16 protein-coding genes are annotated in these 14,228 nt (G+C 58.5%); 7 read left to right on the top strand and 9 right to left on the bottom strand.

From position 1 onward, the window contains the following. Positions 1-7: 7 nt before the first annotated feature. Positions 8-661, bottom strand: coding sequence for a glutathione S-transferase family protein (locus AC3IR3_RS19825; RefSeq protein ID WP_489194695.1), 654 nt, complete (start codon positions 659-661; stop codon positions 8-10). Positions 662-796: 135 nt separating this feature from the next. Then, positions 797-2,365, bottom strand: a complete 1,569-nt coding sequence (locus AC3IR3_RS19830) for a glycoside hydrolase family 30 protein (protein WP_489194697.1) — start codon at positions 2,363-2,365, stop codon at positions 797-799. Between the two features lie 280 nt (positions 2,366-2,645). Here AC3IR3_RS19830 and AC3IR3_RS19835 point away from each other — a divergent pair, with 280 nt between their 5' ends. Then, a complete protein-coding gene (locus AC3IR3_RS19835) occupies positions 2,646-3,080 on the top strand; it encodes a hypothetical protein (protein WP_489194699.1) in 435 nt (144 codons plus the stop codon). Between the two features lie 44 nt (positions 3,081-3,124). Here AC3IR3_RS19835 and AC3IR3_RS19840 read toward each other — a convergent pair whose 3' ends face one another. The 4 genes from AC3IR3_RS19840 to AC3IR3_RS19855 form a co-directional block, all read right to left on the bottom strand. Next, positions 3,125-3,703 (bottom strand): methyltransferase family protein, encoded by a 579-nt coding sequence (locus AC3IR3_RS19840; protein WP_489194700.1) that lies wholly within the window; start codon positions 3,701-3,703, stop codon positions 3,125-3,127. Positions 3,704-3,733: 30 nt separating this feature from the next. After that, positions 3,734-4,096, bottom strand: a complete 363-nt coding sequence (locus tag AC3IR3_RS19845) for a bleomycin resistance protein (RefSeq protein WP_489194702.1) — start codon at positions 4,094-4,096, stop codon at positions 3,734-3,736. A 58-nt stretch (positions 4,097-4,154) separates the two neighbouring features. After that, entirely contained in the window at positions 4,155-4,682 is a 528-nt protein-coding gene (locus tag AC3IR3_RS19850) for a hypothetical protein (RefSeq protein ID WP_489194704.1), read from the bottom strand. 166 nt (positions 4,683-4,848) lie between these two features. Next, positions 4,849-5,466 carry an FMN-dependent NADH-azoreductase gene (locus AC3IR3_RS19855; protein ID WP_489194706.1) on the bottom strand — a complete coding sequence of 206 codons (618 nt, stop codon included), beginning with the start codon at positions 5,464-5,466 and terminating at the stop codon, positions 4,849-4,851. A gap of 90 nt (positions 5,467-5,556) precedes the next feature. Between AC3IR3_RS19855 and AC3IR3_RS19860 the strand changes: the two genes are divergently transcribed. Beyond that, positions 5,557-5,970, top strand: coding sequence for a winged helix-turn-helix transcriptional regulator (locus tag AC3IR3_RS19860; RefSeq protein ID WP_489194708.1), 414 nt, complete (start codon positions 5,557-5,559; stop codon positions 5,968-5,970). Between the two features lie 338 nt (positions 5,971-6,308). After that, on the top strand, positions 6,309-6,944 hold the full coding sequence (locus tag AC3IR3_RS19865) for a hypothetical protein (protein ID WP_489194709.1): 636 nt from the start codon (positions 6,309-6,311) through the stop codon (positions 6,942-6,944). A gap of 280 nt (positions 6,945-7,224) precedes the next feature. Here the strand turns inward: AC3IR3_RS19865 and AC3IR3_RS19870 are convergent, their stop codons facing one another. After that, complete coding sequence (locus tag AC3IR3_RS19870; protein ID WP_489194710.1) at positions 7,225-8,442, bottom strand: sensor histidine kinase; 1,218 nt, start codon at positions 8,440-8,442, stop codon at positions 7,225-7,227. A 151-nt stretch (positions 8,443-8,593) separates the two neighbouring features. Then, on the bottom strand, positions 8,594-9,283 hold the full coding sequence (locus tag AC3IR3_RS19875; protein ID WP_489194711.1) for a response regulator: 690 nt from the start codon (positions 9,281-9,283) through the stop codon (positions 8,594-8,596). Between the two features lie 139 nt (positions 9,284-9,422). On the opposite strand from AC3IR3_RS19875, the gene AC3IR3_RS19880 reads away from it, so the two are divergent. Next, positions 9,423-10,199 (top strand): MipA/OmpV family protein, encoded by a 777-nt coding sequence (locus tag AC3IR3_RS19880; protein ID WP_489194712.1) that lies wholly within the window; start codon positions 9,423-9,425, stop codon positions 10,197-10,199. A 3-nt stretch (positions 10,200-10,202) separates the two neighbouring features. Further along, complete coding sequence (locus AC3IR3_RS19885; protein WP_489194714.1) at positions 10,203-10,451, top strand: hypothetical protein; 249 nt, start codon at positions 10,203-10,205, stop codon at positions 10,449-10,451. Positions 10,452-11,270: 819 nt separating this feature from the next. On the opposite strand, the gene AC3IR3_RS19890 is transcribed toward AC3IR3_RS19885, so the two are convergent. Continuing rightward, a complete protein-coding gene (locus tag AC3IR3_RS19890; RefSeq protein WP_489194715.1) occupies positions 11,271-12,143 on the bottom strand; it encodes a LytTR family DNA-binding domain-containing protein in 873 nt (290 codons plus the stop codon). A gap of 150 nt (positions 12,144-12,293) precedes the next feature. On the opposite strand from AC3IR3_RS19890, the gene AC3IR3_RS19895 reads away from it, so the two are divergent. Further along, positions 12,294-13,484 carry an acyltransferase family protein gene (locus AC3IR3_RS19895; RefSeq protein WP_489194716.1) on the top strand — a complete coding sequence of 397 codons (1,191 nt, stop codon included), beginning with the start codon at positions 12,294-12,296 and terminating at the stop codon, positions 13,482-13,484. 404 nt (positions 13,485-13,888) lie between these two features. Continuing rightward, on the top strand, positions 13,889-14,200 hold the full coding sequence (locus AC3IR3_RS19900; RefSeq protein WP_489194717.1) for a hypothetical protein: 312 nt from the start codon (positions 13,889-13,891) through the stop codon (positions 14,198-14,200). The last annotated feature ends 28 nt before the right edge of the window (positions 14,201-14,228 follow it).

Below are 14,228 nucleotides of genomic sequence, written 5' to 3' on the forward strand. Positions count from 1 at the left end.
CTCCCGATCAGCCGGCTGGTGGCTTGCCGGCGTTTATCGCCAATTGGGCGGCGAAAGCCCGCTTGTATGCGGATCTCGCTTCTCCGCGGGCGACATAGGCAGCCAGGCTCGGAAATTCGTCCAGAATGCCCGATGGTTTCAGCCTGAGCAGCACCGACACCATCATCAGGTCGCCCGCACTGAACGCACCATCAAGCCACTCGGCATCGCCCAGGCGAGCGGAAAGCTGACCCAGCCGATCGCAGATGCGATCCACTACCAGAGGCAGGCGCTCCTTGCTCCAGGGCTTATCGCCTTCCACAAACCTGACGGTTACGAGTTCAAGGATCGGCGGCTCCACGGTGCTGAGCGCGGCAAACATCCAGGTTATCGCCCGCGCCCGGGCATTGCCACCGTCCGGCAACAGGCTCGTATGGCGCTCGGCGATATGGAAGACGATCGCGCCTGTCTCGAACAGGGCGAGATCGCCTTCCTCATAGGTTGGAATCTGGCCGAAAGGATGAATGCCCAGATGCGCGGGCTCCTTCATCGCACGGAACGAAACAAGGCGAACTTCGTAGGGTTGGCCTGCTTCTTCAAGCGCCCAACGAACGCGCGTATCGCGCGCCAGTCCCTTGCCGCCATCGGGCGATCGTTCAAATGCGGTAATGACGATGGTCATCGTGAGGCTCCTCCTGGCGAAAAAAGGCAATCTCACCGGGATGGAAGACGATCCCTTTCCGTGTCCGGTTTGTCCGCATAGAACACCATTGCAAACTCAAATTCCAGCTTCAGACCTCGACAGGCCCCGGCTTGCTCATTCGGTGATCGCCGGAGCCCGGCCCCCTCTCAGCCATCCGAGGACACGCCGCATCCATGTACCCGCCAGATCCGGATTCCATACAAAGGTCGCCACGCTTTCCGGCGGCATCGTGTATTCGAAGCGGGTCCGTCCCTCCGCCACCGAAACGCGGCGGGCAACCGCATTGATGTTCACCATTACCAGAACGATCGATCCGTCGAAAGCATTCTGGAATGCCACATTCGCGATGCCCTTGTCGGCATCGGTGTCGGTGGAGTTCACCCGGACAGCGCCTGGAAGCACGAATCGACTGAAGTGCGCCAACGCGTAGTACTCGTCATTGCGACTCACGGCCCCCGTCTGCGAATCGATCGTGATCACACCTTTGCAGGCCACGCACCCGCCGAAATGCGGACCGTGATTCTCGTCGAGAGCAAGGTTCCAGTAGATCGCACCACGTGCCCACTGCCTGATCCCCGTGACCAGCAAGTTCCGCGTAAACCAGAGCAGCTCGCCGTTCATGCTTAACGGCCAGTCTCCCCCGGAACACTCGGTGATGTAAGCATCCTTTTGGGGATACGCGCGATGCACGCGACCCTGCTCGTGTTGGCTGCCTTCGTAGCAATGCCACGCAACGCCATCGATGTAGCGCGAAGCATCGGGATCGGCCAGCACACTCAATGGCTCCTCGGGATGGCTCCAGTTGTGGTCCCAGTCCAGAATGCGCGTCCTCGGTTTGCGGCCTGCCAACTTTGGTCCGAGGTACCTCGCGACGATACGCGCCCGCGTCTGTGCACTCATTGCCATGCTCGGGTAGCTGATGGGCGTAAATCTTGGCTCGTTCTGCAAGGTCAATGCGAAGATGGGGATGCCATAACGGCGGTAAGCGTCGAGATACCTGACGAGATAGTCCGCGTACGTGCTTTCGTACTGCTCCAGCAATTCCCCGCCAATAAGATTCTCGTTGGTTTTCATCCATGCCGGCGCGCTCCATGGCGACGCTACGATGAGCAACCCGGGGTCGATGGAAAGGATCTCGCGCACCGTCGGTATCACGTCCTGCAAATTGGCCGCGACATTGAAATGCTGCAATGAGGGGTCGGCCTGGCCGAAGGGAATATCGTCCAGGGTGTAAAAATTCAGCGAGAAATCGGAGGCGCCGATGGTCAGCCGCATCATGTTTAAGTTGAGATTGGGCGGCGCTCCATACAGTTCGTGCAGCAACGCACTGCGTCCTGGTACATCCAATTTGTTCTGGAGAAGCCACGCCGAAGAGTCCGTCATCGCCGCTCCAAAACCGGTCACGGTCTGATACCTGGCATTGACGTCGATGACGATATCGGTGGGCGACGAATCTCGTGCGCTCATCTCGATGTCGGCTTGCTGCGCCAGCATCAGCCGGCGATCCGCCGTACTCAGCCAAAGCTCGACGGCTGGCATGACCGGCGGTGGCGAAGGGACGACTTTGGCCCCTGCCGTGGGCTGCCGGAAGCGCGGCGTAAAAAGGGCTGCCACGGTGAGCAGGGAGATCAAAGCAATGAAGACCACGGCCACCCGGCTGGAATCCGACCTTTCCTCATCCATGGCGCTGGTGTCTTTGATCACAAACTAATGGACCGGTTGCCGAACTGGTGAGCCAGTTTGCCACATGGCGCCCCGGACACGCGGCCAAATGACAGCAAAGGGGTCTATAGCAAACAGCAAAGGAGGCAGTATGATTTATCACTTGCCGATAAATCGTACGGTCCCCTTTCGTTGCATCCCATCTCTCTGAGGCCACCGTATTGAAAGCAGCAATCACCACTGTCTTCAATCTTGCAGCGACTATCGCTGGGGGCTCCGTAGCCTCGGCTGCGGAACCAAAATGAAACGACTTCTTGTATCGGCGATCTGCATAGCCTCCCTGGCCGCTTGCGGCACGCAGTACCGCATCGAGATGAACCCAGCGGCCTTCATGACCGTCTGGAACCGCGACATGGCGGATCCGGAGCTAAAGCTGACCCAGCAGCAAGGCAACGGCGACGCCGTTCTCGTCTCTCCCCACCTTCTTTTGATTAACCAAGTCCTTCGGGACAGTCGCTGGACACTCGTAGCGCCCGATCAGTTTGGACCGGCCACTTGTACGGAGCTTCTGGTCGCGGCCCTGGGCGTGACGCGCGACAAGGCCTCTGCGCTGATAGATAAGGCGCAGAAGGAGGGCAGGTTTTACGACGGGAACCTGGATTTCTCCATCGGACATTCCGGCGGATGGATTTGCTCGGCGGCCGTCAAGGACCCCTCGAAGGATGCGAAGCGCTGATAGCGAGCTGGACTCTTTCACTCAATGAACTACTCGACCGCATTTCAGTAAATAGTCGGAACCAACGCTCTGGTACGCGCCGAATACTGAAGATAGCTATCGCCAAAGTGCTTCTTTAACAGGCGTTCCTCTACCCGGAATTTGTACAAGAAGGAGATAAGCACGATCAGGAACGCAAGCAATGCGCGCCACTCGCCAATCATCACCGTTGTTCCCAGGAAGGCGAGCAATAGCCCGGAGTAGATGGGGTGGCGTACAAAGCGATACGGGCCCGATTGAATCAACTCATGTTCCTGCTTGAGTTGAGCCGCGACACTCCAGTTGCGACCAAGCGTGTAGCGTGCCCAACACGCAAAAAAAGCGCCGGCTACAACAAGGGTCAAGCCAACAGGCCGAAACCACTCAAGGTCTGGCAAGAACCGATGATGAAGCCAAAAGTCCCCGTACCACTCTCCAGGACCTAAAAGCGCACCTGCCGCAAGCAAAGGAAAGTAATAGGCGAGAAATCGCTTGGGAAATGACTCCATATGGCTCGTGGCTTTGATGCGCCTTGAGCTCCATAACCAATACAGGCCAAGAATTAGCCACGTTATTCTTAGTCCGTGGTCCATCACCTGCTGCATAGGTTCTCCAGATGCGGTCTAACGCTTGAGTTAAATGGCGACGCGAGTGGCAAAGCGCAAACGATTGCCGTCCGGATCTGTGACAACCATTTCCCTGGAACCCCACGGCGTGTCTTGTGGATCTTCAGTGGGCCCGATGCCGCCAGCGCTGAAAAAATGGAAGCATTCATCAACGTCGGGTACAACGAAATAGACAGCACCGCCTACTTCACAGTCTCCCGCGTGCTCGGTCAGGAAGATGGTCTGACCTTGCCGCGTCAGCTGTAGAAAGAGCGGAAAACCCGGCTCGAACTGATGCTGCCAATCGACAGTGAAACCAAGCCCTTGTACATAGAATGGCAAGCTATCAACTGCACGGGTGATCCGAAGCTGCGGTATGACCGTCTGAGTCACGATGTACTTCCCCTATCGCCTGACTACCTGATATACGCCCCCCTTTCAGCCCCTTTGGCTACTGCCGGGTAAGTTTCACGTTCGCAAATGGGCGGTGCCGTCCCTTATCGATATTGTCGATCGCCCAACGCCAGGAATCCGTTGCACGGTCGTATGCGAAGGTGTTGGAGAGGGACGGATCGCCGTTCTTGCCAGACCATATAAATGCAAGCTCGGCAGGATTCGATTCGGCATGACCGAACGCTGTCCCTACCAGTCCGTTGCCACCCGTCGAATCTAGCCACAGGCATGAGTATTGTTTTAACTCCGGATTCCAGCCGATGTAGACAATGGCATCGTATTCCGGTGCCCCAGCCGCCGTTCTTGATCGCGATATTTCGTGAATCTGGACGTACTGATGGGCCAGCACCCATTGGGCCACTATGTCGTGGGTTACCGACTTACCGGCGATATCTCCGCGCAGCACCCACGTTCCGATCAGGCGATCGAGCAACGGGGCATTAAGAGACTGTGCGACGGCCACACCCTGTGCAACGAAGCTGATCGTTGCCACCAGGATGACGCGCCGCAGGACGCATGTCTTCATTCGATGACCCCAGTCACTGACTTCGGACGATGCTAGTACGCCGCTCCCCGTCACCACAAGCAGACATACGCGAGCGGCCGCTGCGGGTCGGAAACGATCACTCAACAACAAAGGGGTCGGCATGATTGATCACTTGTCGATAAATCATGCCGATCCCTTAACTGGATCACGCATGCGCTGCGGACGTCACCGCCGCGTCAAACGTCTGGAGGAAGTCCGCCCGCGATCTTTCCCCAAGGTCGACAACCTTGCTACCGCCTGCGGAAACGAACGTCACATCCTCGATGCCGATGACCTTGAGGATCAGGCGAAGATACATCGTTGCGACGTCCCGATCCCGGATCGGCGAGCCCTCTGTATAAACACCGCCCGAAGCCATCAGGATCGTGCACTTTTTTCCATGGACCAGGCCCTCGCCCGTCATGCCAAGGGTCAGGCCTTTGCGTACCAAGTGGTCCACGTAGGACTTGAGGTTTGCGGGGATGTTGTAGTTATAAACCGGGGTGCTGATGGCTATGTGGTCCGCGGCCAGAAGCTCGGCGACAAGCTCGTTGGATAGCCGAAGGACATCCTTCATCTCGGGGGTGTGCTTCTCCGCGGGCGTAAGGCTGGCTGCCAGCCAGGGCAGATTCACGTAGGGCAGATCCATCCTTGCGAGATCGCGCTCAATGACTTCATCGCCCGGGTGCGCGGCCTTCCATCGCTCCACAAATGTTTTCGCAAGATTTCGGGAGATCGAATGCTCTCCTCGGGGGCTGGCCTCAACAAGCAGAAGCTTCGTCATCACGTTCTTTCCTCAATTGTGGCGTCCGCTTACCTGGACTAAAGTACGCGAACAATTTGTTCGTAACGCCAGTATGGGAAGGACGATAACGTGGCACAAGAAGGCACTTTTCCGAGCGAAGCGAACACTTTTGTTCCCGACGGCTCCTTGTCTGCGACCGACTGCAAGGGTCTTGCCGATGTGCTGGCCAGCGTCGGAGACAAATGGACCATCATGGTTGTTGGAGCACTGTCCAAGGGGTCGCTCCGCTACAACGAGGTCCAGCGGCGCGTCAGCGGTATCTCGCAACGCATGCTTACGCTGACTCTGAAGCGACTGGAGACGGATGGCATCGTTACGCGCACCCTGTTCCCCTCAGTACCACCACGTGTGGACTATGAGCTGACCGTGCTTGGCCAGACATTGCGTGGCGCGCTTGTGCCACTTCACTTGTGGGCGTCGAACAACAAAGAGGCTATCGCTCGCAATCGGCTGGAAGCAGCTGGGGAAAAAGACCCGAGGTAGTTAAATCCGGAATCAAGCATATTCGGCATCGGAGAAGCTCATCTGATTCATGCCATCATCCATCTCGTTCAGACGGCTATTTGAACACAGAGCCGATAACTTGTCCGGAGAGTCCCTGGAGAGGTTAGACAAAGCTTTGCTTAAGCCGTCGCAGCCATGCCTACCTTCATTCGATCGCAAGGGTGTCAGTGTTCATCACATGATCTGACACGGCGCTTTGTATCGGGTAACCACGGCTGGACAGGCAGGAGAACAACCACCCTGCCAAGAGGCATGGTGGACAACTGTCACCTACGCTAGCTAGCCTGCCGAGATTCGACTAACCGAGGGGGAGCCCCATGTCCGGCAACCGTTTTCTTGTAGTCTATTCTGGCCTTCTAACCGCAGTGTTCGCGGTCACGATGCTTTCCGGCTTCGCAAAGAATCCTATCACCTCGTTCGACGAGATCAACGTACAACGCATCAACGTTCGCGAGGCGGACGGCACCCTGCGAATGATCGTCACGAACGGGGCAAAGATGCCGGGTGTGATTGTCAAGGGAAAGGAACAGCCGAAGGTTGATCGTCCCCAGGCGGGCATGATCTTCTACAACGACGAGGGCTCCGAGAACGGCGGCCTCATCTTCGGCGGCAAGCGCAACGCCAAGGGAGAAATCGTGGATGCGGGCGGCGCCTTGTCGTTCGATCGATACAATGCAAACCAAGTGGTCCAGCTCATCGGCGTCGATGACAAGGACAATCACTATGCAGGCCTATCGATCACGGATAGCAAGGAAAACGAGCACAACAAGCAGCGCATATGGGTGGGACGCGACGATGATGGAACGGCCACGTTGTCCATGATGGACGGTGCCGGAAAGGAACGCATCCAGATGAAAGTGCCAGCCGATGGTACGGCTGTCATCAATTTCCTCGATAAGGATGGCAAGGTGCAGAAGACCATCGCGGGCACGGAAGTTGCGTCGGGTCGCTAGTTGGATGTGGCGGTGTTCATCCCTTCGCCGTGCGCACCGCTACCCCGTCTGGTCCGTTTGCATTGGGATGAACGCCCCGACGAGTATGCTCAGGCTCCGGGACGGGGTCGCAAGCGGTCTCAGCTGCCAGCTCTTTCATCGCATCGGCAGTGCGAGGACCGAATGTTTCTTCATGGAGTAGTAAAGCTCTCAAAAGAATTTCGAGCAGAACAAAAGGAGCATGATTTATCACTTGTGACAAACTCACCCCTTTGTGTTCCGTCCAATCTTTTTGTCCTTTCTATATTCGAACGCCAACCGCCCCGCTAACGTCGCTAACGGCAGCGCCCGCGACGATGGCCTGAAGCCGCACACGAAACCACGCGCCACCGCCATCCGCCTCGACGATGTCGATCCGGCCGCCATGCAAAGCGACGATCTCCTGCACCAGATGCAGCCCCAGCCCCGCGCCTGTGCTGCTTGGACGCAAACGATAGAACGGCTCGAAGATACGCTGCCGCTCGTCCGCGGGAATGCCCGACCCCTGGTCGCTGACGCCGAACGAGCCGTCCGGGCGAACATCGACGGTGATCAGGCCGCGACCGCCGCCGTGCGCAATCGCGTTCTGGATCAGATTGGTCAACACGCGCGCAAGCGACAGCGGGTCTCCCATCACCATGACCGGCGTCTCGGGCGCATCCAGCGCCAGCTCGTAGCCGGCACCTATCGCCAGGGGAGCGACGTCCGCCGCGACTTCACTCGCTAATGACACCAGGTCGAACGGCTCGAACTTGCCCTCATGTTTACCCAGGCGCTGTAGATCAAGGAGCTGCTCGGCCAGATTGGACAAACGCGCGACGTCCGTGAGGAGACGATTGCGCATGGCGCCAGCCTCAAGTGTTTCGATCCGCGCCTCGATAATCGCAATGGGCGCGCGCAGCTCGTGGGCGGCGCCAGCCAGAAAACGATCGCGGGTGTTATAGCCTTCGTTGAGGCGCTCGAGTGCGGCGTTGAACGCTTGCACCAGCGGTTGCAACTCGCGAGGCACGGTGTGATCGGCAAGACGCGCACCCCGTTCGTCGATGTCGATCGCCTGGGCCTGCTCAGCCACCTTGGCTACACCGCGCATGGCACGACGGACCAACCACGGCACCACAATCAGCGTCAGCAACGCCAGCGGCAGTGTTATGCGCCAGCCGAAGTAGGCCAGGATCAGGGCGAATATGATGCCCACATTCGCCGTGGGCACCCCGCCACAGATGACATAAATGCGCCCCATCGGCGTGTCGTCTGTATAGATGCGCATGGCAAGCGCATAAGGCGGACCGCTGGCGTGAACTTCTCCGCTCTGCAATTGAGTTAGCGAATCCGCCAGCGAACGATAGGCCTCGGGCACCTCGCCATGGACCATGCGATGGCCTTTTTCGTCCTCAATGGCGAACCACAAGCCGGGTGAGGTTTGAAGAAGCGACTGCAGTTTGGCATCGTATCGAAACGCCAGCTTGCCGGTGTCGTCCATACGCAAGTTGTTCACCATCATACGGGGAACGTTTTCGTCGATATACGACAAGTTTCCGACGTATATCATGTACGTCCACGCAATGATCAGTCCAAGAATGACCGCGGCTTGCAAACCGATCAACCGCCATGCCAGCTGCAACGTGAGCGATTTATTCCTCACCTTCATTGGTTCGCTCCTTGAGCAGATAGCCAATGCCTCGAATCACGTGAATGTCCGCGCGCGCTCCCGCCTCGCTCAACGCACGTCGAAGCTTCGACACATGGGCGTCCAATGCGTTGGACTGAATATCGTCGTTGAAGTCGTAGACCGACTCCTGCAGGACTTCGCGGCGAACCGTACGCCCATGTCGCAGGAATAAAGCTTCAAGCACCAGCAATTGCCGTCGTGGAAGCTGCAGCGACATTGCTCCGACGAAGGCTTCGTGCGCGGAAAAATCGAAACTCAGATTGCCCACCTTTGCCGTGGGTAGCGCCAGTTGCGACGGACGCCGCGATACGGCGCGAATGCGCGCCAGCAGCTCTTCGACGGCAAATGGCTTGACCAGATAATCGTCCGCGCCAAGGTCGAGACCGTCGATACGGTCGGCCAATGATCCTCGCGCCGTCAGCATGATGACCGGCAGATCGGCTCGACATTTCCGCGCGATCCGGATCAGGGTAGCGCCATCGCCGTCGGGTAGCTGACGATCCAACAAAAGCAGGTCATGTACGTTCTGGCGCAACGCCTCGCCAGCCTGCATCAGGTTTGGCGCAATGTCCGCCAGGATGCCGTGACGCTGCAATGCCGTGCGTAGTGCCTGGGCCATTTCCGGTTCGTCTTCAACCAGCAGGATTCGCATGGTTGGTATCTCCTTGCCTCACGCATGGCTGCGTGCCGGGCGACTTTAGCATTCACCTCCACCGTATCGGCGCAATGTTGAGGCAATGTAGGGTGCCCATGATCCGTGGCTGTCTGGATTCCCTGGTCTTTGTCCGCCCATGTCGATTGCATCGTTACGTCTTACCAGCCTGTCGGCTGCTTTGGCCTGTACCGCTTTCTGTAGCTCCGCACTGGCCCAGTCCGCGCCTCAGCAAAGCCCCACCTGGACCCTGGGTCTTGGCGCCGTCTGGAGCCCCAGCCCTTATCGCAGCTACGACAACAAAGCCTGGCCGCTGCCGATGGTCAACTACGATGGCAAGTCGTTCTACGCGCACGGAGCGCTCTTCGGGTACCGCTTGTTCAAGACGGTCTCGGACGAGTTCTCCATCACGGCTTCGCCGCTGGGGAATCGCTTTCGTCATGGCGATACCAGCGATCCGCATCTGCGCCAGCTTTCCGACCGCGACATCTCCGGCATGGTCGGCGTGGCATGGCGGCATCAAGCGGTTTGGGGCGCGGTACAGGCCAGCGCACAGAAAGAGTTCACCGGCCACGGTGGCGGTAGCGCCTTCGATCTGAATTACAGCTACCCGATCATCCGGGGCAACCTGACCCTGGTGCCGACCGGCGGCGTGACTTACAGCAACGGCGCACTGAACGATTACTACTATGGCATCGGTACCAGCGAGGCATTGCGTAGCGGACTTCCCGCCTACCATGCCGGCGGCGGCTCGTCGCCTTATCTGGGCATGGCCGCCATCTACAAGCTGTCGCATTCGTGGCTGACCACGGCCGGTCTTCGCTACACCCGTCTGCCAACCGCGGTCAAAGACAGTCCGATGGTCGATGCCGACCATACCGTCAGCTATTTTGTCGCGCTAAGTTACATTTTCTAAGCTATGGGCCAGGGAATCGTCCGTCGCATCGTTACCCTGGCCGAACGCCTGGAACCGGATCGCCAGGCGATCTGGGACTGGCTGTTTCACGCACACATCGAAACGCTCGATAGCCGGACGGCGATGGAACTGATCTTTACCGACCAGGGCGAACGGGTCGTGGCCTTGCTGGAGCGGGCGCTTCGGGATGAAGAAGGAACCGTTGCCGTTACTGGCATCCAGCGTTTGCCTGGCGATAGGGCGACGGAGTAGTTGAATCCCAACTCCACGAGCTCACGGCAGTGGTTCCGATACCCGGAATGAGTGGCGTGGGCCCGCCAATGGCGCGGCGATCTACCCGAAGTTTCCGGTGATCGCCCCGACGATATCGCCGAGTAGATCTGGACCCTGGTCGCCAAGCGCGACCGGGTCGAGGTGATCCTGCCGCCGCTGCTTTCGGCGTGATGACGCACAGGTCCACCCCCGGGCGCGAAGAACATCGCTCTCGACTGGTCTTGCCGCATGAAGCCAAGACCAGTCCCAACCCCGAAGGCAAATCCAAATCCCGGAATCTCCGTCGTCGGCAAATATTGCGATGGGAGCGTCAGCCCGGCATGCTGCAAATGTTCGCTTCCTACCCAAAGAAGCCATCGCCCAGATGCGTGCCGCTCAGGTTGACGCCAACTATTCGGACGAGCGCCACACTCCTTTACTGGATGGCGTAACCTTCTACTGGCAAGATTCCATGAAAGCGAAAACGCTGCTTCTAGCGGGCGAGATGCCCAAAGTGCGACTCTAGAGTCTTTAACCGTGACTGAGGAATGGACATGAGCAAGAGTATGGATTCGAAGAAAAGTGACAAGAAGAAGCCTGCAAAAACCATGAAAGAGAAGAAGGCGGCAAAGAAAGAAAAGAAGGGAAATTCCAGGTAGGTGACTCGTTCAACCATGAAGCGCTTGCATTCAAGTGACGTCACCCCTGCGGGCCTGTGGATGAGGCGACCTTAACTCCGGTTTTCTGCTGTGTCTAAAAAACGGGCCGACGTCATGAGGTTGGCACCTGACTTGACCGGGAAGAACGTGCCGAACGCGATCACGTACCGGCCGCCACATCCCCGAAACGTTCGCGCAATAGCCCCCGAAAACGCCGGCTGCACGGCAAGATGGCACCGTCACGCATCCCGAGTTGGGCATCGCCTGTATCTAGTGGGGTAATTTCGGCAAGGCAGTCGAGGTTGACCAGATAGCTACGATGCACCCGAACGAAGCGCTGTGGATCGAGCCGGCTCTCAATGCCGGCCATGGTGGCGCGCAAGGGATAGTCGCGCCCGCGTACATGTAGATTCACATAGTTGCCGGATGCCTGCACCCATTCGATCTCGCGCGCAGCGATCAGAAATTCTTTCCCCAGTTTGCGCACCAAGAAGCGTTCGGGGCAATCCACTGGCTCTACCGGTGGCCCTTCGTCGGGCTCGGCGAGCAGGCTGGCTTCGCCTTGCCAACGGATCAACCACAAGCGGTAAAGGGCGATGGTGGCGAGAATGCTGAAATAGCTGCGCGCGTCCTTTAGATACTCATAGCCAAAATGCACCCACCATGTACCGAAGTCGTAGTGATTCCCCGCGATGGTGTAGGCAAGCTTACGCAGCGCGATCATCCCAGCCACGTGCGCCAAGCTGAAGGGTACGGTGACGGCCAAGTGGCGAGGCAGCATACGACGCCAATTGTCTAAGCGGATCGGCCAGCGGCCTGTCACCCAGACCACCGCCGGGATCAGCGCCAGCATCAACACCGCGCTGCTCCACTCCCAACACCATGGCTCCCACGCCGCGGTCCGTGGATGATCCATCTGCGCATTGATGCTATTGAACAGTGCGTTGCAAGCGTACAGGACGATCCAGAAGCCAACCTCGAAAGGCCGGCGCCAGCGCTGGAATCCTTCAAACGTGAACGTGCGGTCCTTCATGTCACGCCGGGCCAAGGAGGGCCTGCAAGGCTACCGCGATTCGTCCCTCGCGTCCCACCGTTCATCACTGGGTGACCACCATCCGTCACTCAACGGGAGACGGCCATGGCTGGACGGGCCAAGGTTTGGCGACATCACGGGAACCCCACCATGAACCGCCGCCACGATATCGATGCCTTGCGCGTACTCGCCTTCGGATTGTTGATCCTCTATCACGCCGGCATGCTGTACGTGGCTCCTGTGGCCGACTGGGGATACAACCTAAAGAGCAGCTATCTCGCTGAATGGCTGACCTACCCCATGCTGTTTCTCAACCGCTGGCGGATGGAGTTGCTGTTCCTGATTTCCGGCCTTGCGGTGCACTTCCTGCGCGGGCGCTCCTCGCTTGCCCGACTGGCAGGGAAGCGCACTATGCGACTTCAGCTACCGCTAGTATTCGGTATGCTGGTGGTCGTTCCGGTGCAGACCTACGTGCAGGGGATAACCGAGAACTCCGTCGAGCCGGGTTTCTTGGCCTTCCTGCCCCATTACTGGACACATAACTACCGGGACCACGGACTGACTTGGAACCATCTCTGGTATCTGTCCTATCTGTGGCTGTACACGATGGTGCTACTGGCGATATTGCCCGCGCTTGAATCCGACGTTGGCCGACGGTTGCGATCTGGCGTCCGACGTCTGCGTGGTGCGCCTCTTCTGCTGGTACCCGCGCTACCACTGCTGCTTGCCGGGACGCTGCGCTATCACTACCCCGAGAACCACGCACTAGTGGGCGACTGGTATGCGCATGCGCTGTACTTCACGATGTTCCTCTACGGCTATCTGCTGGGAACCGAGCATGCTTTGTGGGCTGAACTGGCTCGCTTGCGTCGTGCCTCGCTGACTACCGCGCTAACTTGCTTTGCGCTGTATCTGTTCCTCGACAAGTTCGCGGGCACGCTGATCCATCGCCCGCTGACACACACCACCATGCTCATCGCCGGCTGGCTGATTGAGGCATTGCGCTACGCGTATTGCTGGAGCGCCATCGCCGCCATACTCGGCTGGGGCCATGCGTATCTGAACCGTCCGCTCCACTGGCTGCCGTATGCGCGCGAAGCGGTATACCCATGGTACGTGCTGCATCAGAGTGTGCTGTTGCTGGTAGCGTATTGGTTGCTGCCGTTGCGGTTGGGACCGGTGCTGGAACCCGCCTTGGTGCTGCTCGGTACCGTGAGCGGCTGCGCATTGCTGCACGAGCTCGTGATCCGTCGCACGAATTGGTTGCGACCATTGTTTGGACTGGATGCCAAACCGCGCGTGCTTAGCAACACTTCACGGCTGGCTGACGAGTCCGCTTAAGCGGGCAGCATGCGCTGCATCTGGAATAGGGGTCGGCACAACTAATCACTTGCCCGTAAATCATGCATACCGCTTTGCGCAGTGATGCAGCGACACTCAGACTAATCTGAAAATTCGGTCTCTTTTATCCAAACGGGTTGACGCTACACGTCATCGCCGCGATCCTCTTCGCGTCGCCGCACATCGGCGACCGGGTGTCGAAAACCCGTGTTTGGCAAGTGGCGCTGAAGACGCCGTCTCAAACGACGTCTTCATGCGTTGCGCTACGTTGTGCCTGCCTCTTATGGCGGGCGTGCCGGGGGGACTTCGGTCCCGCTGGGTTCCACTTGCACCGGCTTTTCGACCCTGGCACGCCCGCCACCCGCATTCCGCGGGTGGCGGTCATCCACGGAGAGGATGCCGCCATGAGCAGCAAGCAAGACGGACCGTCAGCGTCCGCGTCGTACGTCCTGAAGTCTGGCCACGACCGGTCTATTCCCTGCCCGCTTTGCAAAGGCAGTCGCGCCCTGAAGCTGGGCGATATCCACGAAGCAATTACCGAGCGACTGTCGGGCATGCGCGGTGTGGCCGATCTTCTAATCGATGTGCCGATGATCGATGCCGAGCAAGGCTCGGTGGCGCAGGCAGCGTATGTGTTGCGCGGGTTGATCGACGAGGTGGTGGAGATTTATCGAGTGATGAATCTTGGGGTGGGACAGAGGATGCAAGAGCAGTAATCGAGTGATTTTCTGTGGGAGCGCGCTT

The sequence above is a fragment of the Luteibacter sp. GL_149 genome (assembly GCF_057834065.1).